Annotated in this window: 23 protein-coding genes; 13 read left to right on the forward strand and 10 right to left on the reverse strand. The window is 51.6% G+C overall.

Annotated elements, in window-relative coordinates:
- Window positions 1-320: 320 nt before the first annotated feature.
- Window positions 321-959, forward strand: coding sequence for a DUF1054 domain-containing protein (locus tag BLT35_RS12435; protein ID WP_082660979.1), 639 nt, complete (start codon window positions 321-323; stop codon window positions 957-959).
- Window positions 960-1,053: 94 nt separating this feature from the next.
- Window positions 1,054-1,782: a hypothetical protein gene (locus BLT35_RS12440; protein ID WP_074728194.1), complete on the forward strand. Its 729-nt coding sequence runs from the start codon at window positions 1,054-1,056 to the stop codon at window positions 1,780-1,782.
- A 147-nt stretch (window positions 1,783-1,929) separates the two neighbouring features.
- On the opposite strand, the gene BLT35_RS12445 is transcribed toward BLT35_RS12440, so the two are convergent.
- Window positions 1,930-3,135: an MFS transporter gene (locus tag BLT35_RS12445; RefSeq protein WP_254777554.1), complete on the reverse strand. Its 1,206-nt coding sequence runs from the start codon at window positions 3,133-3,135 to the stop codon at window positions 1,930-1,932.
- A 259-nt stretch (window positions 3,136-3,394) separates the two neighbouring features.
- On the opposite strand from BLT35_RS12445, the gene BLT35_RS12450 reads away from it, so the two are divergent.
- Window positions 3,395-4,864, forward strand: a complete 1,470-nt coding sequence (locus tag BLT35_RS12450; protein ID WP_074728199.1) for an aminotransferase class I/II-fold pyridoxal phosphate-dependent enzyme — start codon at window positions 3,395-3,397, stop codon at window positions 4,862-4,864.
- Between the two features lie 47 nt (window positions 4,865-4,911).
- Here BLT35_RS12450 and BLT35_RS12455 read toward each other — a convergent pair whose 3' ends face one another.
- Window positions 4,912-5,754 carry a Cof-type HAD-IIB family hydrolase gene (locus BLT35_RS12455; protein ID WP_074728201.1) on the reverse strand — a complete coding sequence of 281 codons (843 nt, stop codon included), beginning with the start codon at window positions 5,752-5,754 and terminating at the stop codon, window positions 4,912-4,914.
- Between the two features lie 145 nt (window positions 5,755-5,899).
- On the opposite strand from BLT35_RS12455, the gene BLT35_RS12460 reads away from it, so the two are divergent.
- Window positions 5,900-6,319, forward strand: coding sequence for a DUF1885 family protein (locus BLT35_RS12460; protein ID WP_054818029.1), 420 nt, complete (start codon window positions 5,900-5,902; stop codon window positions 6,317-6,319).
- 130 nt (window positions 6,320-6,449) lie between these two features.
- Here the strand turns inward: BLT35_RS12460 and BLT35_RS12465 are convergent, their stop codons facing one another.
- From BLT35_RS12465 to BLT35_RS12480, 3 genes are all read right to left on the reverse strand, one after another.
- The gene (locus BLT35_RS12465) at window positions 6,450-6,746 is read right to left on the reverse strand and encodes a DUF1292 domain-containing protein (protein WP_054818028.1); all 297 of its coding nucleotides are present in this window, start codon (window positions 6,744-6,746) and stop codon (window positions 6,450-6,452) included.
- 214 nt (window positions 6,747-6,960) lie between these two features.
- Window positions 6,961-7,578 carry a stalk domain-containing protein gene (locus BLT35_RS12475; RefSeq protein ID WP_062407777.1) on the reverse strand — a complete coding sequence of 206 codons (618 nt, stop codon included), beginning with the start codon at window positions 7,576-7,578 and terminating at the stop codon, window positions 6,961-6,963.
- Window positions 7,579-7,847: 269 nt separating this feature from the next.
- Window positions 7,848-8,195, reverse strand: coding sequence for a YhjD family protein (locus BLT35_RS12480; protein ID WP_054818027.1), 348 nt, complete (start codon window positions 8,193-8,195; stop codon window positions 7,848-7,850).
- A 185-nt stretch (window positions 8,196-8,380) separates the two neighbouring features.
- Between BLT35_RS12480 and BLT35_RS12485 the strand changes: the two genes are divergently transcribed.
- Window positions 8,381-9,124: an MBL fold metallo-hydrolase gene (locus tag BLT35_RS12485; RefSeq protein WP_054818026.1), complete on the forward strand. Its 744-nt coding sequence runs from the start codon at window positions 8,381-8,383 to the stop codon at window positions 9,122-9,124.
- A 97-nt stretch (window positions 9,125-9,221) separates the two neighbouring features.
- Here BLT35_RS12485 and pruA read toward each other — a convergent pair whose 3' ends face one another.
- A complete protein-coding gene (gene pruA, locus BLT35_RS12490; RefSeq protein ID WP_074728206.1) occupies window positions 9,222-10,769 on the reverse strand; it encodes an L-glutamate gamma-semialdehyde dehydrogenase in 1,548 nt (515 codons plus the stop codon).
- Window positions 10,770-10,980: 211 nt separating this feature from the next.
- On the opposite strand from pruA, the gene BLT35_RS12495 reads away from it, so the two are divergent.
- From BLT35_RS12495 to BLT35_RS12515, 5 genes are all read left to right on the forward strand, one after another.
- Window positions 10,981-11,934 carry a proline dehydrogenase family protein gene (locus BLT35_RS12495; RefSeq protein ID WP_062410868.1) on the forward strand — a complete coding sequence of 318 codons (954 nt, stop codon included), beginning with the start codon at window positions 10,981-10,983 and terminating at the stop codon, window positions 11,932-11,934.
- A 13-nt stretch (window positions 11,935-11,947) separates the two neighbouring features.
- Complete coding sequence (gene rocF / locus BLT35_RS12500; RefSeq protein ID WP_074728208.1) at window positions 11,948-12,862, forward strand: arginase; 915 nt, start codon at window positions 11,948-11,950, stop codon at window positions 12,860-12,862.
- An 11-nt stretch (window positions 12,863-12,873) separates the two neighbouring features.
- A complete protein-coding gene (locus tag BLT35_RS12505) occupies window positions 12,874-14,067 on the forward strand; it encodes an ornithine--oxo-acid transaminase (RefSeq protein WP_074728210.1) in 1,194 nt (397 codons plus the stop codon).
- Between the two features lie 57 nt (window positions 14,068-14,124).
- Window positions 14,125-14,358: a DUF3892 domain-containing protein gene (locus BLT35_RS12510; RefSeq protein ID WP_054818024.1), complete on the forward strand. Its 234-nt coding sequence runs from the start codon at window positions 14,125-14,127 to the stop codon at window positions 14,356-14,358.
- Window positions 14,359-14,659: 301 nt separating this feature from the next.
- Window positions 14,660-16,183, forward strand: a complete 1,524-nt coding sequence (locus BLT35_RS12515; protein ID WP_254777551.1) for an ATP-binding protein — start codon at window positions 14,660-14,662, stop codon at window positions 16,181-16,183.
- Window positions 16,184-16,319: 136 nt separating this feature from the next.
- On the opposite strand, the gene BLT35_RS12520 is transcribed toward BLT35_RS12515, so the two are convergent.
- Entirely contained in the window at window positions 16,320-16,616 is a 297-nt protein-coding gene (locus BLT35_RS12520; protein WP_062407769.1) for a YfhH family protein, read from the reverse strand.
- A gap of 207 nt (window positions 16,617-16,823) precedes the next feature.
- On the opposite strand from BLT35_RS12520, the gene BLT35_RS12525 reads away from it, so the two are divergent.
- Window positions 16,824-17,255: a PilZ domain-containing protein gene (locus BLT35_RS12525; RefSeq protein WP_074728212.1), complete on the forward strand. Its 432-nt coding sequence runs from the start codon at window positions 16,824-16,826 to the stop codon at window positions 17,253-17,255.
- Here the strand turns inward: BLT35_RS12525 and BLT35_RS12530 are convergent.
- Window positions 17,250-18,191: a hypothetical protein gene (locus BLT35_RS12530; protein WP_254777552.1), complete on the reverse strand. Its 942-nt coding sequence runs from the start codon at window positions 18,189-18,191 to the stop codon at window positions 17,250-17,252. The two genes, BLT35_RS12525 and BLT35_RS12530, sit on opposite strands and share 6 nt — an antisense overlap.
- A gap of 179 nt (window positions 18,192-18,370) precedes the next feature.
- Here BLT35_RS12530 and bluB point away from each other — a divergent pair, with 179 nt between their 5' ends.
- A complete protein-coding gene (bluB, locus tag BLT35_RS12535) occupies window positions 18,371-19,009 on the forward strand; it encodes a 5,6-dimethylbenzimidazole synthase (RefSeq protein WP_062407767.1) in 639 nt (212 codons plus the stop codon).
- Between the two features lie 479 nt (window positions 19,010-19,488).
- Here bluB and BLT35_RS12545 read toward each other — a convergent pair whose 3' ends face one another.
- Window positions 19,489-19,917: a cell wall hydrolase gene (locus tag BLT35_RS12545; protein WP_054818020.1), complete on the reverse strand. Its 429-nt coding sequence runs from the start codon at window positions 19,915-19,917 to the stop codon at window positions 19,489-19,491.
- Window positions 19,918-20,113: 196 nt separating this feature from the next.
- Here BLT35_RS12545 and BLT35_RS12550 point away from each other — a divergent pair, with 196 nt between their 5' ends.
- Window positions 20,114-20,818 (forward strand): thermonuclease family protein, encoded by a 705-nt coding sequence (locus tag BLT35_RS12550; protein ID WP_083351282.1) that lies wholly within the window; start codon window positions 20,114-20,116, stop codon window positions 20,816-20,818.
- Between the two features lie 142 nt (window positions 20,819-20,960).
- Here the strand turns inward: BLT35_RS12550 and BLT35_RS12555 are convergent, their stop codons facing one another.
- The gene (locus BLT35_RS12555) at window positions 20,961-21,845 is read right to left on the reverse strand and encodes an ATP-dependent DNA ligase (RefSeq protein ID WP_254777553.1); all 885 of its coding nucleotides are present in this window, start codon (window positions 21,843-21,845) and stop codon (window positions 20,961-20,963) included.
- Window positions 21,846-22,072: the final 227 nt, after the last annotated feature.

Here is a 22,072-nt window from a genome sequence, read left to right on the forward strand (position 1 = left end):
ACTCTATTTTTTCAACTTATCGTTTATCTCGCGTAGAACCTCTTCCATCCGTTCCATTCTTCTCAACATGGAATATTGGTTACTAATCATACCTGCAAAACCAATGACTAAAACAATCACAATAAAAAGCCCCATAAGTCCTCGCCCACTTCTATGCTTTCATGTATTTTGAAATATTTACAATACATCCTCGTTGCATTATACCATCCATTGCTTCATACAAATGGCGATAACCGTCGATTCCTGCTGTCGTTTCGTGGCCTTCTGCCCTCGATTATGATATATTGTTTGGAGAAAAAGGAAGCATGGAGGGAAACGGCATGACCACGTTCAAGGGGTTTCACCAGGAGGATTTCGATACGTTTACGATTGACGGGCTGGAAGAAAGAATGAAAGCTATTCAAACCCGCATCCAGCCCAAATTTCAAGCGCTCGGCGATGATCTGTTACCATCTCTTTCCGTCCGTTCGGGACTGGAGATGTTCCTTCATATTGCAAAGCATGCCCGCAGGAAAGTGAATCCGCCGGTAGACACATGGATGGCTGTAGCCAATAATAAACGCGGCTATAAGCAGCATCCGCATTTTCAGATCGGCCTGTTCGACGACCGGGTTTTCATCTGGCTTGCATTCATATACGAGCTTCCGAACAAAGGGGAGATTGCCGGGAAGTTTCTGAAGCAGGCCTCCGATATCAAACGGCGTTTGCCGGCGGATATGCTGCTTTCGTTCGATCACATGAAAAAAGATGCGCTGAAGCTGTCCGATCTGGACGAGGCCCAATGGAAGCAAGGGCTTGAACGGTTTCGCGACGTGAAAAAGGCAGAGCTGCTGATCGGGCGCAATATCATGAAGAACGACCCTGTTTTGCAAGACGGGGAGAAGTTCACAGCGCTCGCCAACGAAACCTTTGATCAACTGCTGCCCTTATATCATTTATCCCTAGGCATTCAAAATTAATTTCCGCCTAAGCTTGCTTTAAACTAAGGTTAACCTTGTTTGCATATCCTATAGCTGGTGAAAACCGAAACCTACTTAAGGAGGGTATGTAGCTATGAAGCAGACTTACGCCAAAAAAATGATCGTCTCCTCCCTGACGCTTGCCTTGGTACTCTGCGGGGGAGCGCTCTATGGCACAAAGCAATCCGTTCGGGCGGAGACTCCCGATGCGGCCGTCCAATCGCAGGGCAGTACCGACAAACCGGCGGAAGATAAAAAATGGGCTAACAAAGGCGGTCAAGCACGCGGCATACATAGTAAATCGATGCCGATCTTTGAGGAAGCCGCGGCCATTCTCGGTATGGACAAGGAGACGCTGAAGCAGTCGCTGAAGGACAAGACGCTGGCGCAGCTTGCAGCGGAGAAAAAGATCAGCGAAGCCGACCTGATCGCCAAGCTTCAGGCCGAACGGACGAAAAAAATCGATGAGGCCCTTGCTTCCGGCAAGCTAACCGCGGAAAAAGCGGAGAAGCTGAAACAAAAAATGGGAGAACACCTGAAATTTATGGTGAACCATAAGCTGAATGGCGAAGGAAAGTTTCGAATGCACGGCGGCAAGCATCATATGATATTGCCTGCCAAGGACAAGCTGGCCGGCATTCTCGGCATTTCCGAGGACGAGTTAAAGGCGCAGCTTAAAGCCGGCAAATCGTTGGCGGAGATCGCTCAGAGCAAGGGCATAACCAAGGAGCAGCTGATCGGCAAAATCAAGGACGAGATGACGCCGTGGATCGAGAAAATGGTTGATCGCAAGCATGCTGTCGGCGACAAAAAGACAGAATAACGTGTAATCCATCATAAAAAGACGGGGTTCTCCCCGTCTTTTTATGTATTTCATGGCTGATTTGCATCTTATCCTCTTCACTACTCCGTACGCGAAAAAAATAAGCCGCCGCTGCGAAACATTCGATGCGGCGGCTTATTGGGTCGGTTAAAGCGGTTGGGCGGATGCCCGGGTGCCGTTTCGGTCCAACACGATGAAGCGGTACAGCAAATAGAGCGCCCCTACAGACAGCAGAGCTCCGGTAAGGAACGGCAAAGTGTTGCTGTAATCATAGATTCCCGCTCCCAACAGCGGGCCCGAGATGCGTCCCAGGCTGTCCATCGACGAGCTTAAGCCGGACGCTACGCCCTGCCCGACCGGGGTCTTCTGTGTAATGAGCGAAGTGACGCACGGGCGGATCAGCGCGTTCCCCGCGGCAAAGACGCTCAAATAGATCGAAGCCGTAAGCAGGTTCGACGAGAATAAAATGAGTACGAAACCTAGCGCCGAAAGCACAAGGCCGATTCCGACCACACGGGCCTCCTGTCCTTTTTTGATGAGACGCCGTACGACACCGCCTTGAATCAAGGCTCCGACAATGCCGCTGACCGCAAACATAATCCCCAGCTGTGCCGGCGTCGCGCCGATCTGATCTCTCTGGAACAAAAGCAACGTCGCTTCCAGTCCCGCGAGCGAGAATGATACGAAAAACGATAGGATATACAAATATTTGAGCGATCCTACAAACGCGCTCCAACGGGAAGCCCTGGCTTCCTGCGGTTTGCTGCGCTTTTCCTCCGTCAACGATTCCGGCAGCTTGAAGTAGGCGAACACGAAGGTGCCCAAAGCCAGCGCGGCGGCAGCGAAGAACGGTACTTGAATCCCCCATTGACTAAGTATGCCTCCGAGCGCAGGTCCGAAAATAAAGCCCAAACCGATCGACATGCCTACAAGACCCATGCCTTTGGTCCGGTCCTCGTCCGATGTGACATCGGCAACGTAAGCGACGGCGCAAGCGGTGGCCGCTCCGGAAAACAATCCTCCCAATATGCGGGAAACGTACATAAGCCAAAGGCTTTCCAATGCAAGTCCAAAAAGCAAGAAGCTGATACTGAATCCGAGTGCGCCGATCATGATGAGCGGACGCCGGCCGACCCGGTCGGACAGCCCTCCCCATACCGGGGACATCAGGAAAGACGCCAATGAGTAAACCGAAAGCAGCATACCCAAATGAAAATTCTCCGCTCCCGATCCCGTCACGGCGTTGGGAAGTACAGGAATGATGATACCGAAGCCGATAAAAATCGTCATCAGCAGCACCATGATGATGGCGAGCTGTTTGTTCATGTGGTAATGGGTTCCTCCCGATTGCATTAGTTTTCTTTCTTTATCGTACCACATCTTATTTGTCGATGGAAACGAACCCGGGCAAGATTAACAAAATAGACAAACCCCCCGGTTAAATTACCTGCAAAATTATCAAACTATCAAGGTCCCGAAGATTTTGTCGAGATAAATTCCGAATTGCTCGTAAAAACCGCTTGCATCCTTGTCGCATTTTGCTATACTCATTTTGTTTGTTTATTTTTCGCTTTGTTTATGATAATTCGATCAAGAAGGGAAGGGATAAGCTGTGGATCAAACGAAAACTCCCTTGTTTACCGCATTGAAGGAGCATGCCGGCCGTAATCCGGTGCAGTTTCATATTCCAGGACATAAGAAAGGGGTCGGGATGGACCCGGAATTCCGGGAGTTTATCGGCGATAACGCGTTGTCCATCGACCTGATTAATATAGCTCCACTCGACGATTTGCATCAGCCCACCGGCGTCATTGAAGAGTCGCAGAAGCTCGCTGCGGAAGCGTTCGGAGCCGATCACACCTTTTTCTCCGTCCAGGGAACAAGCGGCGCCATCATGACGATGATCTTGACCGTTTGCTCGGAAGGAGACAAAATCATTGTGCCGCGCAACGTGCACAAATCGGTGCTGGCAGCGATTATTTTCGCCGGGGCGAAGCCTGTGTTCCTGAAGCCGGTGCGCGACGAATCCTTGGGGATCGATCACGGCGTAACGACCAAGTCGGTACGGCGCGCGCTTGAAATTCATCCCGATGCCAAAGCGGTGCTGATCATCAATCCGACATATTACGGGGTGTGCGCCAATCTGAAAGAAATCGTGGACGTCGTTCACAGCTATAACATTCCGGTGCTGGTGGACGAGGCCCATGGCGTGTTGATCCATTTTAGCGACAGGCTGCCGATGTCGGCTATGCAGGCAGGCGCGGACATGGCCGCGACGAGCGTCCACAAGCTAGGCGGCTCGATGACGCAAAGCTCCGTGCTTAATATCCGTGAAGGCCGGGTCAACATCATGCGCGCCAAGACGATTATCAGTATGCTGACGACCACTTCCACCTCGTACATTTTGCTGGGTTCTCTCGACTGCGCAAGGCGCTACTTGGCTTTGAACGGCAAAGAGCTGGCCGACCGGGCCCTCGAGCTGGCTTCCTACGCTCGGGAGGAAATCAACCGCATACCGGGGCTTTACTGCTTTGGAGAAGAGATTCTGGGCAAGGAAGCGACGTACGATTACGACCCGACGAAGATCAGCATCCATGTGCGTCATCTGGGCATTACCGGGTACGATGCGGAAAATTGGCTCCGGGAGCAGTACAATATTGAAGTCGAGCTTAGCGATATGTATAACATTTTGTGCCTGGTCACCCCCGGGGATACGCGCGAGAACATCGACATTCTTCTCACCGCGCTGCGCAGACTCTCTCAAGAGAACTACTCGATCCGCCAAGCGAATGAGCTGGTGATCAAAATACCGAAAATACCGCAGCTGAGCTTGTCTCCGCGCGACGCTTTCTACGGGGATACCGAAATTATCCCGTTCAAGGAATCGGCGGACCGCATCATCGCGGAATTCATTTACGTGTACCCGCCGGGCATTCCGATTCTCCTGCCGGGAGAAGTCATCTCCCAGGATCTGATCGACTATATTACGGAGCATATCGAAGTCGGTCTGCCTGTGAAAGGACCCGAGGACCGCAGCATCGAAAATATCAAAGTTATCGTGGAAACACCGGCGATTTTTTAACCACGTACCGCATGGCCGCCCCGTATTGGGGCTGGCCTTGCTCTGTTTTACCATCCTCTTTGCTTTATCCGCTCCTCCAGCCAGGCAATGACGTCGGCTACCGCATGCTCGTTATGATGCTTGCAGGAATGGACGGCAGACTGCAGCAGCTTCGGATGAGCGTTGGCAACGGCGATGCCGATGCCGGCCCGCCGGATCATCTCCAGATCGTTCAGATGATCCCCCATCGCCACACAGCGCTCCATCGGAACACCGACTTGCCTACTGAGCTGCTCCAGCGCATGACCCTTGGTCGCCCCCTGCGGCAGCATCTCCAGGTATTTATCGTCCGACCGGACCCAGACAACCTCCGCATCCCCTGTAAGCTCGTTCACGGCCGCAGCGACTTCATCCAGCCATGCCGGTTCCCAGGCGAACAGTATTTTGATCCAAGGCTCAGACAGTGCATCAGTTAACCGAATCGTCTGCAGGGCAAACCCCTCAATCCGCCGGTGGCGCTCCGTGGTATCGTTGTCCTGCAAAATATAGGGCGCATGACCGTCCCTGGCGTATATTTCAACGCCCAGCTCCGGAAACCGTTCCAAGACCCGCTTCAGCACATTTCTGCAGGATGCAGGCAGCGTCCTCACCCACAGCGATTTCTCACGTTCGTAATCATAGATGACGGCACCGTTGCTAAGAATGACCGGAGCGTTGACCGGCAGCCGGTTGACATAGCGCCTGACGGAAGACGCTATGCGCCCCGTTGCCAGGGTAAACCGTCCGCCGTGCTGCGTAAACCGCTCGATTGCGGCTAGATTCTCCGGGCTAATGTCCTTTTCGCTGTTCAGCAGCGTCCCGTCCATATCCGTAACCAGCAAATAATCGCTGAACAATCCGCTTTGGTTCATAGGTATCCCCTTTTCCTGCTGTCTGCTCAGCTGTCCGCAAAAGCCTTAAGCAGTATTGTATTTGGTTTTTCTTAATGCTATGATGGTCATGGTGCTTGATACAAGAAAACCTTTCCAGTTCATTATGTAGGCAGGTGCATTCATCATGGCGCAAAGCGCTTATATTAAGTTCGTCGAAGGGTCCGCCGTTTCCTCGTTAACGCTGGATGAACTGAAGAATCAGCTGATGCATTACCGGGATCAGCTGGCCCTTACAGGCCGTCAGCTCGAATGGGAGTACGATGATGCAGGGTTTCCGTATACGCTGGAAACGAAGCCCGAGGCGGAGGGCCAATGGTTTTATTTAAAAGGAAAAAACCCCCTCTACAAATATATCGTCATGGGTGTCGGTTCCGAAACACAGGCCGGTACAGAGCGCCATTATGTTCAGGTCGTCCTGCCGGATGACTGTACACATGGGGATAAAGCAAAGGGCAATGAGTTTTGCAAATATTTGGCCAAGCTGTGGAAAGCCGAGCTTCATTTATTCAACGGGCGCGTCATGTACTTCAATCCGCGGAAATAGGGCATGATCTTTCCCGGCAAATGACGTACTTATGATGATGCAGGTAACAGACAGGCTGCTTTTTTCTTGCATGTCCGTGTTCAAGCAAAGAACCCTTCTTGCCTTCAAGAAGGGTTCTTTGCTTTGGATGTTATGACTGCTCTTGCTGTTCTTCCACGATCTCGTTGTAAATCTGAACAACGCGATCCCACTCTTCCTCGTCCTCAATGCTGGCCAGGAAGGCTTCATCGTTTTCTTCTTCAATGCGGAAAATAACACCGTCAGCCTCTACATCATTCCGGTCAAGAAGCACTGCATAGGCCCGATCGTTTGCTTCAAAGGTGTATACCATAACCATCTCGTGTTCAACGCCATTTTCATCGGTTACTATAAAAATATCATCCTCATGATCATGGTCGCAGGAAGCGTCATGAATATGTTCGCTCATGGGAAAACCTCGTTTCGTCATAATAAGTAATATTGTTCCCTCGTATCGTATCACGCCCATGGTCCCAAGTCAATGAAAGGAAAACCTCATCATCGGATTTCTTTACCGTGTACAGCCCGGGGCTCCGCACAAAAATCCGGCCCGCCAAAACAGGCTTCGCAACAGCCCCTAAAAAAGCAAAAAGGACGGCGTTTAGCGCCATCCTCATTCGGTTCTACTCTCCGGAAACGATCAGTTTCTCCGAGACTACGGTATAACTGCCCGTTTCGCTATCTTTAATGGAAAATTTCACTACATATTTGCCGGCTTCATTAAACGATACGTTAAACGGCCACGGATACCAGAAGCTTTCCCTTTGACCGCCGACGACCTTCTCATGAACCGCCACTTCCTCGCCGCTAGGCGATATGATGGAAATCTTAAAGGAGTGGATCGGTATGGTCAGGCTGTCCACTTGAGCAAATACCGCAAAGTCCAGCCGGTCTCCCTTTTTGACTCCGCCAAACGGCTGATTAATGGAATAATCGTCATTGACTTTCTTCGCTACAAACATGTGTACATTCGGCTTGTAAATGGATACGGTCTTCGAGGCGTCATCCCATTTGACCAGAGCTTGCAGAGATTCGGACAGGGCACGAACGGGAAGCACGGTGCTTCCTTTAATCAAAAAAGCGGGTGTCTCGCCGTCCTTGAACGGTCTTTCCGCATTGTTAATCAGCACTTTGGCTTTCACATAACCTTCAAACTCGCCCCACATGGAACTGGCGTAGACCCCTGTCGTCCCGAAGAGGGAAAGCGACAGCATCAACGTCAGCAATCGCGGCACCTTCATTTCAAGCAACCTCCATCGTGTTCTTGGTATGTTATCTTATACTCCGATGGTTCGCAAGAGTTGCGGTGTTTGTGGGAAAAGCCCAAACTTTTTTGAAAAAAAATCTATATCTAGTTATTTATAAAGGTATTCACTGATTAATTATACAAAATATGCCAATAAGGACGCGAACATGAATGTCGAATGATGTCCCGTCTTTTTGACGAGCTGTGACGTTTCGTGCGCTTGCCCGGGAAATTCCCCGGTCTTCCCCGTGCTGTCTGCGGGGCCTACTCCTTTGCTTCCAGCAGTTCCTGCAGCTTCTCTTCACACTTGCCCCTGAGCACGGCCGGCATGATCGAGCAGTGAAATTCGTAGCCCTGATACACGTACATGACGTGATAATTCCGCTCCGGCGTGATTTCTTCAAGCACGATGCGGCATCCGCTCTTGCGCAGCCGCTGTTTTATGCCGACGTGCTCCCTCTCCACCCGAATGGACAGCCGTTCGAACAATCCGTTCCAAATCCGGGACAGCTTCATCGCTCCGGCGTATTTGCGGTCCAGCTCCAGCGCTTTAAGCAGATGCAAAGTCACTATATATTGATGAATCCACAGCTCTATCGCACTATTCCGCATATTCGCCCACCCGAAATTTCATGATCTTTACCTCATTATATAGAACATATGTTCGTTTTTCAATCCTTATCCCCCCATTCTTTCCTGATCCAAAACCTGTCAAAATGTTCTTGAATCCTTCATAAAAAACATGGTAGATTAAATAATATTCGGCTGGTATGCCATAGGCGAGTGGAGGATCGCGAATGAGCCTGCAAATTCAAATGATCGGTACGGGAAGCGCATTTGCCAAAAACTTTTACAACAACAACGCATTGATTCATGCCGACGGCTTCACGTTATTAATCGACTGCGGAATTACCGCTCCCAGAGCATTGTACGAGCTCGGCATTCCGCTCGACCGGATCGATGCGGTGCTCATCTCACATATCCATGCGGATCATGTAGGCGGGCTCGAAGAACTTGCTTTTCAGTACAGGTATGTATTCAAACGTAAAATCAAGCTGCTCGTCCCGGCTCCGCTGGAAGCCGTCTTGTGGGAGCATACGCTTCGGGGAGGACTTGAGAATAAGGCGGAGGGCCTTGTCGGCTTGAACGATTATTTCGAAGTCGCTGCTTTGGCGGAACGAACGCCGACTTCCATCCATCCGAAACTGACCGTAGAGCTGCTGCCTACCGATCATATCCCCGGTAAAGCGAGCTACTCCTTTCTGCTCAACGGCAAGGTGTTTTACAGCGCAGACATGAGGTTTAGCAAGACGCTGCTGACCGGATTGCATGAACAAGGCTGCGAAGTCATTCTGCATGACTGTCAATTGTTCTGTCCCGGTACCGTACACGCTTGCCTTGACGAGCTGCTTACTCTGCCCGAGGAAGTGCAGGAAAAAGTGCTGCTTATGCACTACGGAGACAACATGTCTGAATTTATCGGCAAAACGGGCCGCATGACCTTCATAGAACAGTTCAAAACGTATCCATTACCGTCGTAAGCATATTCTTTGCACCGCGCCATGGACGCAGCTTACTTAACGGGTGCATTCCAAAACCTGACCCCCGGGGTCAGGTTTTGTCGCAGATCCCCTCCCGTCAGAAGCGTTCGGAGACGACCTTGGCTTGGGTAAACTGAAGCAGATAATCGCGTCCCCCCGCTTTCGAATCCGTTCCCGACATGTTGAAGCCGCCGAACGGATGAACTCCCACCAGCGCTCCCGTGCATTTGCGGTTGAAATACAGATTGCCGACATGAAACTCAGTACGGGCCTTCTCCAAATGAGCCCTATTTCTTGAAATAACGGCTCCGGTCAGCCCGTACTCCGAATCATTGGCCAGTTCGAGCGCCTGGTCAAACGAGGCCGCTTTGATAAACGCAACCACCGGTCCGAAAATTTCCTCTTGCGCGATCCGCGCCTTGACGTCGACATCGGCAATTACTGTCGGCTCGATATAATATCCCTTGGCATCTCCCGCTCCGCCTCCGCAAACTACCCTGCCTTCCGTGCTTCCAATTTCCAGATATTCGAGAATTTTAAGGTGAGCCTTGGCGTCGATCACCGGCCCCACGTCAATCTCAGGATCGGACGGATCACCCACACGCAGACGGCTTACGCGTTCTGCCACCCTGCGAAGCACATCGTCATATACGCTCTCATGTACGATGGCGCGGGAGCAGGCAGAGCACTTTTGCCCGGCAAACCCGAAGGCGGACGCTGTAATGGCCTCCGCCGCCAGCTCCAGGTCACTGTCGCTGTCGACGATAATCGCATCCTTGCCGCCCATTTCGGCGACTACGCGCTTGATCCAGCGCTGGCCGGGTGCGGTTTTGGCCGCCAGCTCGTTGATCCGCAGCCCTACCTCGCGGGATCCCGTAAAGCTGATAAAGCGGGTCAGCGGATGCTCCACCAAGTAATCGCCCACCTCCTGTCCGGAACCCGGCAGGAAGTTGACCACTCCATCCGGCAGGCCGGCCAATTGAAGCAGCTCCATAAACTTGGCAGCCACAACCGGTGTCGCGCTGGCCGGTTTCAGCACCACCGTATTGCCGGCCGCCACGGCTGCCGATGTCAATCCCGCCATAATGGCTAACGGAAAATTCCATGGAGGTATGATTACGCCGACACCCAGCGGAATATAGGTAAGCTCGTTGTCCTCGCCCGGTATTCGCGTAAGCGGCTGCCGCTGCGCCAAACGTTCCGTTTCCCTGCCGTAAAACTCGAGAAAATCGATCGCTTCTGCGGTATCGGCATCCGCCTCCGCCCAGCTTTTCCCCGCTTCCACCACCATCCAGGCGGAAAACTCGGCTTTACGGCGGCGCAGGTTCGCGGCGATTTTGTATAAAAGACGCGCCCGCCCCGCCGGAGGCACCGATTTCCAGAACGTAAACGCGCGCGCTGCCGCACGGATCGCCCGATCTGCCAACGCGGTGTCCGCCTGGCTCACCGTTCCGATCACCTGCTTCGGATCGGCAGGATTGACGGAAACGGCCTTCCGGGCCGTCATCAGCTTCTCACCGCCGATCAGCAGCCCGTATTCTTGGCCGAGCTGCGCTTGTACCTTCTTCAGCGCTGCTGCGAATGCCTCTCTGTTCCCGGATTGGCTAAAATCCGTGAACGGTTCGTTGCAAAAAGGCTCTACCATGATCATCCCTCCTCTTCAGAATTACCATGTTACGGAAAAGCTCATCTTCATTTCAAGTCTCATTTCGGGAGCTTGCCGAATAAAATGGATTAGCACGGAGCCGGCGGCGCCGGCTTCACAGATCCAACGCCCAACGCTGCTGCCCTTCTGCTACATAATATATGCCGCCGCGCCGCGTACAAGAAGCAAATCGGAAAGAGGGTGTTCATGTTTGGATATCGGTACCAGACTGTTCCGTTCTGCTCTGCTTGCGCTCGCCGGAAACCGGGTCGTCGGGAAGATGGCTCACCGGTACGGGATGAAGCTCGGGGCAAGCCGGTTCGTCGCAGGAGAAACAGCCGATGAGGCGCTGCTGCAAATTCGGCGTTTGAATGCCAAGGGAATCTCCGCCACCTTGGACCTGCTTGGCGAGAGCATTCGCGATTTAGCGGAGGCGGACCGGTTTAAAAGAGAGTATATCACGCTGCTTGAGAGGATTCACCACGACGCATTGGATTCAAACGTCTCTTTGAAGCCGACCCAGATGGGATTGGCTTTAGACCCGGCGGCCTGCTACGCCCATATCCGGGATATCGTTGAAAAAGCACAACAGCTCACAAACTTCGTACGCATCGACATGGAAAATTCACCATATACCGACGATACTATAGCCATGGTGCACCGCCTTCATGCCGAAGGCTTAACCCGCGTCGGCACCGTTATACAAGCCTACTTATACCGGAGCAGGCTGGACGTCAGGCAGTTAACCAAGGCGAAGGTCAATCTGCGGCTGGTCAAGGGCGCCTATCGTGAACTGGGGCATCTCACTTACCGGAGCATGGACGACGTAAATGCCAACATGAAGCGGCTGATTCGGGTCCGTTTGGATGCCGGCGTCTACACTGCCGTTGCGACCCACGACGAACAAATCATCGCCTGGACGAAAACCTACGCGAGGAGAAACGGGATACCGGCAAGCAGGTATGAATTCCAGATGCTGTACGGCGTGCGTGTGCCGCTGCAGGAGCAGCTTGCCCGGGAGGGCTACAAGGTGCGCTGTTACGTACCTTACGGACGGATGTGGTACCCGTATTTCGTCCGGCGCATGGCGGAACGCCCGGCCAATCTGTGGTTTGTATTGAAAAATTGGCGGGACCGCCCGTCAGCACCACGCCAGAACGGATAGGAGGTATCCATTTATGAGAGGCAAACCGGAATTATCCATCCTGCGGGTGCCGTTCGACTTGGGTGCCGGGCGCAAAGGCGTAAGGAGAGGTCCGGATGCGATCCTTCAGGCCGGCCTGGAACGGAAGCTGCGGCAGCTGGGCTATTCCTGCGAGCTTCCGGATCCGGTCCCTGCCCCGTCAACCGCCAAGGAGAGCGGCGTCTTCGTGCCGCAGGCGGAGCCCAGGCACCTGAATGAAGCGGTAAAGGTGAATGAAGCGCTCGCTGTACAAATAAAGGACGTGCTGGAACGCGGACGCTTCCCGCTGGTGCTGGGCGGGGACCACAGCATCGCCATCGGCACGCTGGCTGGACTTGCGCAGCATTATAGAAGCATCGGCGTCATCTGGTTTGACGCACATGCGGATTTGAATACGCCGGACACCAGTCCTTCCGGCAACATTCACGGCATGTCCCTTGCGGCGTCGCTTGGCATAGGACATCATCGGCTGACACGGATCGGCGGCTTTCTTCCCAAAATCCGGCCGCAGCATACGGTCATTATCGGGGCCAGGCAGCTGGATCCCGGAGAAAAGGAGCTGATTCGCGCTGAAGGCATTACCTGCTTCACCATGCATGAGATCGACCGGATGGGAATCGCCAGGGTCACGGAGGAAGCGGTGCGTATAGCAACCGCGGGTACGGACGGCCTGCACGTCAGCTTCGATATCGACAGCCTCGATCCGCTGGAGGCTCCGGGAACGGGAACGCCGGTCAAAGGCGGAATCAGCTACCGCGAAGCGCATTTGGCGCTGGAGCTGCTGTACGAAGCCGGAAGCGTGCTATCGGCGGAGATGGTAGAGGTCAATCCGGCGCTGGAACGCGATAACCAAACGGCAAGGCTGGCCGCAGAGCTGATTTCTTCTCTGCTGGGGCAGCGTATTTTATAGGAGGGAACACCATGAAACCGACATCGGAAGATATCATTCGCCGCACGAACCGGTTCGGGGCGCGGAATTATCAGCCGCTTCCCGTGGTCATTTCCAAAGCGGAGGGGGTATGGGTTTATGACCCGGAGGGCAGGAAATACCTCGATATGCTGAGCGGCTACTCGGCGCTCAATCAGGGGCACCGCCATCCCCGTATCATCCGCGCGCTGAAGGATCAGGCGGACTCCGTTACCCTGACCTCGCGCGCGTTTCACAACGAGCGGCAGGGCGGGTTCTATGAGCGCTTGTCCGATTATACCGGCAAGCCGATGATCCTGCCGATGAACACCGGGGCCGAGGCGGTGGAAACGGCGATCAAGGCAGCCCGCCGCTGGGCTTACTTTCGTAAAAACGTCCCCGAGGACCAGGCGGAAATCATCGTTTGCGAAGGCAACTTTCACGGCAGAACGGTAACCGTTACCTCTTTCTCCTCGAATCCGGAGTACAAACGCGGCTTCGGGCCCTTCACCCCCGGGTTTGTCGTCATCCCCTACGGCGATGCGGGGGCCTTGGAACGCGCCATCACCCCGCGAACGGCCGCCTTCCTTGTCGAGCCGATTCAGGGGGAGGGCGGCATCGTGCTCCCTCCTGCCGGCTACCTGCAGCAGGCCGCAGCCATTTGCAAGCAGCGGCGCGTACTGCTTATCGCCGACGAAATTCAGACCGGCTTTGGACGAACGGGGTACCGCTTCGCCTGCGATGCGGAATCCGTGGAGCCGGATGCCTACATCCTCGGCAAGGCGCTGGGAGGAGGCGTCCTGCCCATCTCCGCCGTAGCGGCAGACCGCGAGGTGCTGGAGGTGTTCGAGCCGGGGTCGCACGGCTCGACCTTCGGAGGCAACCCGCTCGCCTGCGCCGTGGCGACAGCCGCCATACAGGTCGTGCAGGACGAGAAGCTGGCCGAACGCTCCCTGGAGCTCGGAGACTACTTTCTCGGCCTTCTCCGCCAGCTAACCAATCCGCTGATCCGCGACATCCGCGGGCGCGGTTTGTTCATCGGTGTGGAGCTGGCCGTACCGGCCAGAGCTTATTGCGAGCAGTTGAAAAACAAAGGTTTATTATGCAAGGAGACGCATGAAAACGTCATTCGCCTGGCTCCCCCGCTCACCATCGCCAAATCCGATCTGGATTGGGCCTACAGCCGGATTGCCGAGGTGCTCGGATAACGGCAGGCATCATTTGCCTCCTTCCTGAGCATGCTATGAACAAGGAGGCGATCAACGATGAGTCAAAACAAGCGGCACGTCGTTGCCGTACGCAAGAACGGCGACGGCGATATTGTAGACCTGAAGCTGTCTAACGGCGAAGTGGTGGATTACCTGGAGGCTCAACAGCTTGCCAAAGACGGCCAGCTGGAGAATGTCAACGTGTTCCGCGGACGGGACGGGGATGAACATCTGCGCTCCAATGCGGACGGCGATCCGTCCAATAATCTCGATAACCTTCCCGGGTTCTGATGCTAACCCGTAATAAGCCGGCACGGTTTTCCGTCCGGCTTATTTTTGATTTATCTCCCCAAAAAATCAAACGATGACGAACCAAGTAAAATGAAGCGCTTAAAAAAAGATAGTGACCCGGCAGGAATTACTTTACAAATACAGAATCCATATATTATCAATTGATTTAGTCGGGAGTTGGAGTTTCATTATGAACGGTAGCACAGTCTTCGTCATTTATGCTGGTTTTATCTGCGCTTCCTCCCTATATTTCCAGCAAACTGAAAGCCCTCTTTTACTCATTGGCATAACTTTCATTTATATGCTGTCCCATGCGGCCCGCAAAATCATTCCCGTACCTCATGCCGTTCAACTGGTACTGCTGATTGTGCTCCATATCTTCAGCGCAACCCATTGGATCTTGCCGCTGTATTTGCTGCATATGGGCATCATTTTTTACAAGACGCCTTCTCTTACATTGGCGCTATCCTATAATTTAGGGATGATGACAGCCTATTCCCTTGCCGTACTGACCTACAGCACGGTAACGATATATACAGTAACCGACATCGTCTTCACCGCGGCAAGCTGCATACTCATGGCTTATCTGTTCCGGAAATATATGTATGCCATCGAGCAGCAGAAGCAGTTGTTGACAAATGAAAAAAAGCACCTGAGCACCCACGATTTACTAACGGGTCTATACAACTTTCAGGAATTTCACCGGCAGATGGGAATTTTTGTGGAACAGAAAGAAAGCAGCATTCTGGTTCTGATTGATTGCAAAAATTTAAAGTCACTGAATACGACGAACGGCTTTCAGGGCGTCAACAAAATATTGAAGCAAGCGGCCGAACTGCTCCGTATTATGTTCCCTGACGCTTCCCTGATTGCCCGTTACGGCGGCGATGAATTCGCCATCGTGGTTACGGCAAGCGACCCGAAGAAAACGATACATACGATCACCCAACTGCTTGCTTCCGAATTTCCCAAGCTCACGGGCATCGAAATCAATTTCGGTATCGCCAGTTATCCTGAAGACGGACTGAACAAAGACGATCTGATTCTTGTAGCCGAACATAATTTGTATATGATGAAGCGGGAAAGCTGGCTGAAGCGGGAGGAGCACATGCTGCGTTCCGAGAAGCTTCGCGTAGTTGGCGAGCTGGCTTCTGGCATGGCGCACGAAATACGCAATCCGCTGACGACGGTCAAAGGATTTTTGCAGCTGTCCAGAGCGGGGAATTACAATATCGAGCCTTGGTATGACCTGATTATGGATGAAATTAACCGGATGAGCATGCTGACCGCCGAATTTTTGCAATTCTCCAAGCCGCATGTCACCCATTATAAAATCCAAACGATTGAAAGCTGCATTAGCCGCGTCATTTCATTGCTTGATTCGGAAATCACCCGTTTGGGCCATCAAATCGGCTTTAAGGATGAAGGCCACGGAGTTTGCATGTTTATGGATCAGGACAAGATGCTGCAGCTGCTGCTGAACTTGGTCAAAAATGCCCTCGAGGCTATGCCTGAGCAAGGTACGGTATATATTCATCTTTATCTGCAGAACAATAACGCCGTCATTGAGGTAACCGATACGGGCAAAGGCATCCCCGAGTCGGAGCTTGATCAGATTTTCATCCCCTTTTACACAACCAAAGAGTCCGGAACCGGACTTGGGCTGTCGATCTGCCACAAGATCGTACAGGATCACGAGGGAACGATCGAAGTGGAAAGCGTACCGAATATGGGAACCAAATTCACCATCACCCTTCCAACGGCTACAGCCGCGGAAGCTGCTGAACGGCAGATTCAGCCAAACCGGACAAAAATTTTCGTATGAGCTTGAACCCCGCCTCCATCCAACCGGCGCTTCCAGTCACTATGGTGCAGCCGAACCAACCGAACATCCAGCCGTCAGCTGGTTTCCATACCCGTGAGGGTGATTTTTCCTCATCGTTCCTGAAGTAAACGGCATTTCAGGAAAAACGGGTCAGCATGGAAATCGGGAAGCTGGCGTCGGGTTCTTGCCCCAATGTTCCCCAGGCCATAATCCCATTCACATAATGTACCTCGAACGGCAGTTGTTCGCCGTCTACTTTATATAATCCGGGCGGGAAATCGGCCGGATTCAGCGTATATGCCTTGGCCGCATAATACTTGCGCTCCAACACCGAACGCTGGCTCGGAAATTCAGCCCGCTGCATCTCTTCTTGAAGCAGTTTCATCTCCGTTTGGAGTTCCTCGGGCGTCATTTGGCTATACAGCTTTTTCATAGTGTGTCTGAACCCCTTAATCGATTTAGTTTAGCGCCAATGTCCTTATTTATTCGATATTGGCGCTCCATATTCCCTTTATAAAATATTGCGGCTTTATTGAAAAGCGGTTTTTTGGCTGCCGGTGCTTGTTGCCTCGGACAAACCCCTTACGGTATAGTAAGGGAGAATAAGGTATGCATATATTTATGTAAAGGGCGTAGTTAAATGAGCAACGCGAACAGGCGGCATTTTTTTCGTTTACCGTTTCAGCATCCGCTGTGCGCCGAATTAAAAATGATAGATTACAAGGACCTCATGCCTGAATACAGAATCGTCAAAGCCGCGCTGCTGGACCTGAGCGCAGGCGGGGCCCGCTTCAGCACCGCAACTCCGCTGCCGGATGACGACAACCTTCTCGTCGAGCTGAAATTTACCGTCATGCACAAAGAATTCAAACCGGTCGGCACCATCGTTCGCAGCATGAGATCGGAAGAAGAGCATGATGAATACAGCATTCAATTCTCATGGAATGAAGCGGATATCGCTGCCCTGACCGGCGTACTGAACCAAATGGCCGTCAAGCTGCGAAACAAAACGGTTCTCCCCGGATGCAGCTTTTGTACGGAAGAGGAGCTTCTCGAATTTAAGCGCTTATGAACGGGGATGGCCTGACATTCCGGCAACGATATACGTTTTTCCGGTTTCCGTATGCCATACCCAGCTTCGAAACAGCAGCTGCTCGGGACGCATCCGGTCATAAAGGTCCTTCAATCCGATAACGGCTGTTTCCATCCCGTATTTTCCAAACGCCTCGAACAGGAACCTTGCCCGCTCCCGATCCCCCCGAGGCTGGCTTAACTCCTCGGCAATCCACTTCTTGTCCTCATCCAGCAAAATCATATCTGTCCACACCGCCACTCTTCCATCCGGTTTCACCAGGGAGAGAAGCAGCCGGTTATAATCGGATATCAAGCTGTTGCGCAAGTAACCGAGCGCCTCAATGATTTGACGAATGTCCTGCTCCGCGTAGCGTTCCAAATGGCTGTAAAGCTGTGTTAGCGCGTCTATATAAAACAACTGGGTATGAACGCCGGAGGATACGACAAGTGAGAAGGTGTTATTTAAATGAGGCAGTGCCTCGTAACGCCGTACCTCGAATACACAATCCCGAAGGTAGTCCGCAATTTCCGTACCGGAATCCCCATTCATGAGCATTTCCTCAAATTTTTCGTAAAACGAGATGTGATCCAAGCAAGTATAATCGACTCTGGTGAGCGATTTCAGACGGCTTAGCGCAAGCCCTCCCGTCTCTTTGAGCCATTCTTCCAGCATATTGTCTTCCGTATCCAGCACAGTCACCTGCTGAAAATGAACGGCCAGACCCGGGAGATCCACATCGCCGTGATTACCCGCTCCAAGCACTGCCGCCTTCTCCGGCTTCGCAAGCAGCTGAACGGACTCACGGATTAATCTCCGCACATGATAACGGTGAGTTCCCCACTCTTGCTCGCCCCAATCCAATGTTCCAATGCCCGCTCCCTGCTCTTGCGGAACCCCGAAAGGCAGCTGCATCATCCCAGGTACATTTCTCATGAAATCCCTCTTTCTAAAAGCTTGTCTTCTGTTGTCATTATAGCATAAGCCTTGTCGGAAACACATGGTATTCCGGCAAAAGAACACGACCCATCTGCCGATTTACAATGAAGACGTTTTCTTGCTAATATGATAAAACAGCGAGAAAAAAACGATTCCTCCAGAACGGGGTGAGCGAGATGTTTACTGAATTCGAAAAAGAAGCTTTATACAAGATTATCTATACCCGAAGGGATATTCGCACATTTCTTTCCGATCCGGTACCCGATGAAATCATCATGAGGCTACTGGATGCAGCACATCATGGTCCTTCGGTAGGATTCATGCAGCCTTGGAATTTTATTGTGGTAACCTCCAAAGAGGTTAAAGAGCGGTTGGCTTGGGCGGCGGATAAAGAAAGACGCGCATTAGCCATCCATTACGAGGAGAATCGGCAGGACCACTTTCTGAGTCTCAAAATCGAAGGAATCAAGGAGGCTCCTGTCACGATCTGCATTACGTGCGATCCCACACGCGGCGGATCACACGTATTGGGACGCAATTCGATTCCCGAAACCGATATCATGTCTACAGCCTGTGCTATTCAAAATATGTGGCTGGCCGCTTGTGCCGAAGGTTTGGCCATGGGGTGGGTCAGCTTTTATAAAAAGAATGATGTCCGCGACATCCTGAACATTCCGCCTCATATCGATCCGATCGCATTGATTTCGATTGGATATACCGATCAATATCCGTCCATGCCTATTTTGGAATCCGCAAACTGGGAAAAACGAAAATCCCTCAAGGACCTCATTTATCATGAAACTTGGGGAAAATAGACCAGCACCTATACTTGTTTCCCAAAAAAAAACATAAAATCAAGGCGAACGAACAATCGATATCCCCCTATGTTACGTATACTGTTTGCAAACAGATAAGGAGGGATATCAATTGACTCATCCAGGTAAATGCTGCCCGCCAGCAGATCCCATTGTCCAAAGACCCACTCAAATCTTTAGAGATTTTTACCATCCGCAGCTTGTTCAGGTCATTCATCCTATTGAAGTGATCAATCGTCATCACTGTGTCCCCGTCTTTAAACATGTTCACACTTATATTGAAAGAAATGTGGGACCAATATCATCTCACGTTCCTTGCGGACCTTATGGAGCAGGGGCAGCCATCGCCAACGCAAAGAGACGCAAAAGATAACTCTGCCAATTTGATTATTGCTCTCCAGCAATAAGTTGCTGGAGAGCTTTGTCCCCCATAAAAAGAAGCACGCCGGCTCCAAATCCACATAAGCTTATCGATCGATTTAATACGTATTGTATACATTTTCACATTCTTCTGCTGTCGGTTCATAGAAGCAATGATTCTTGTAGCGTCCTGCAAAAGGCTGATTATACCATGTCGGAGGACAGTCTCCGGGCGGTCTGAAATACCACAAGCTGAACTTTGCCGGCCAATGCCGTTCCCCGTTCACCGATCTTCGGGCCAAACGTTTTTCCCGCTCCCTGGCATTTTGATAAAAATACCCGTGAAGTACGGCTTCAAAAGCGTGAGGTTGATATATCATTTGCGGAATGGTGCGGATCCCGATAAAATCGGAACAATTCGCGCGGATGCGGTTAATCCCTACGTTGCCGACCAGCAGCATGCCCTGCTCGCCCTCCCCTTCCGCTTCGGCACGAAGTAATCTTGCAAGGAGCGCAATATCTTGATCCCTAGCTTTAACAACAGCCATCAGGTTCACCTCTTCACTGTTTATAACCTTAGAATATTGTAAAAGGAACTGATAGGTGACTGTCTTTGATCAGTTTATTGACCTGTATGGTTATTCGTGGTAATTTTAACATGACCGTAAACGCGGTAAAGCCCCTTGAGGTAGTACCTGAGGGGCTTTGCCTATTTCGTTTTTTGTTTTTAAGGAGGAGCTTGAATTGAAAAAATGGTCCGGAATTTCAGCCATGGTATTAGCAGCTGCGATTATAATTTCAGGGTGCGGCAATTTACAAGCCGCCTCAACTCCCGCCTCGCCAGCAGAGAACAAGATATTCTTCACCGCCAAAGTGACCGGGGTCGTCGACGGCGATACGATCAAAGTTGAATTGGAGGGTAAAGAAGAAACGGTCCGAATGATTCTGGTAGATACGCCCGAAACCGTCCATCCGAACAAGCCAGTGCAGCCGTTCGGGCCCGAAGCCTCCGCACTCGCCAAAAAAACGCTGGAAGGCAAGGAGGTCAAGCTGGAACGCGATGTTTCCCAGCGGGACCGGTACGGACGCATTCTGGCCTACGTATATGTAGACGATCAAATGTTCAATGAGGTGCTCCTTGAAAAAGGATTAGCCAGAGTCTCGGTTTTTCCTCCGGATGTCAAATATGTGGACCGCTTCAGGGAAATCCAGAAGAAAGCCCAGAAGGCCAGGCTCGGGATCTGGAGCATCGAAGACTATGCCTCGGATCATGGGTACGATGACAACAAGGCACAGATCTCGTCCGAGCCCCAGCCATCCCGGAATGAGGAGGTCTACTACGGCAAATGCGCTGAAGTCCAGGCTGCGGGCAAAGCTCCTCTTCACCGCGGAGACCCCGGCTACCGCAGCGGTTTGGACAGGGATGGCGACGGTATAGCGTGTGAATGAATTTTCCCTTCATACAAAAAATTCCCCGCATCGTCGATGGCTGCGAAGCGGGGATTCAAAAAATGTATATAAAAAGATGGGGTACGTTATTCATTATGGCCGGTGATCATGAAAGTAATCTTTAAAACAGATGAAAAGAACATTAAAATTTTAATTCAACCAAGGAAGGCTTCCTTAAAAAACCGTGGCGAGTCCAATGGTAAAATTTTACTTTGGCCTTGATCAAAGGTTGAATATATACAAATTGATTGTCCTCACCTGTAATCAGCTGTTGAGTGACATCATAAAACTCCTTCTTCTGCAGCGGGGATATATCGGATTCAATCATCCCGACCGGCCGCTTCCGCCCATGATCTTCCACCTCTGCCAACCAGCCAATGCCCTCTTTTCGATACCCTGTAATCCACACATCCTCGTACTTGTAATTCATGATCTTTAACCAGTCATGAGAGCGCCTGGAAACGTACGGACTGTCTTTTTTCTTGGCAACCATCCCCTGCATGGATTGTTCAACCAACAGATTGTAAAGCTCCTCGCCTCTTTCATTTACTTGAAGTATGATGTGAAAACGCTCATTTGTCACCATAACGGATTCAAGGATAGACCTTCTTTTCATTAATGAAAGATTGCGCAAGTCGCGGCCTTTATGTTGAAGGATATCCCAGACCACATAATGCACCGGACGCTGCTTGGCAAAAAAGTGGATTTTCTCCCGCTTTGTTAACTGCAAACGTTCCATGACAAGCTCGAAATCCGAAGCTCCCGTATCCGGATCAATACAGCAGACCTCGCCATCAAGAATAACGTCACCTTCCACAGGAACATCATGAAGTTCGGGATACTGGCGTGTACATTCCGTCTGCTCTCTTGTAAACAGCCGTGTTTCATCACCCTTCTTGATCAAGATTAGCCGGTGCCCATCCATTTTCGGTTCGAATATAAAAGCCGGGTCTGAGAAAGGATTGTCTTGAGACTCAAGGAGCATAGGACTAATCAGCATATGCATCACCCGAATCCATTTTATCATGGAAAATTCATTGAATAAGCAGGAAAAAGAAGGAGACCTTAAGGCAGCACAAAATAGAAAAAGGACCCCTTTCGGAGTCCTTTTCAACGGTGAGTGTTTGGTATTTGCCTTGAATCTTTCCATTAGCTCGGGTTTTACACCTCATTCACATCTTGCAGTACGTGTACTACAGTAACGTGTCTTTGGCACACACCTCCGCTTCTATCTCGATTCAACAACAACTTCCA

Source organism: Paenibacillus naphthalenovorans (assembly GCF_900099895.1).
In the GTDB taxonomy this organism is placed as follows: Bacteria; Bacillota; Bacilli; order Paenibacillales; family NBRC-103111; genus Paenibacillus_G; species Paenibacillus_G naphthalenovorans.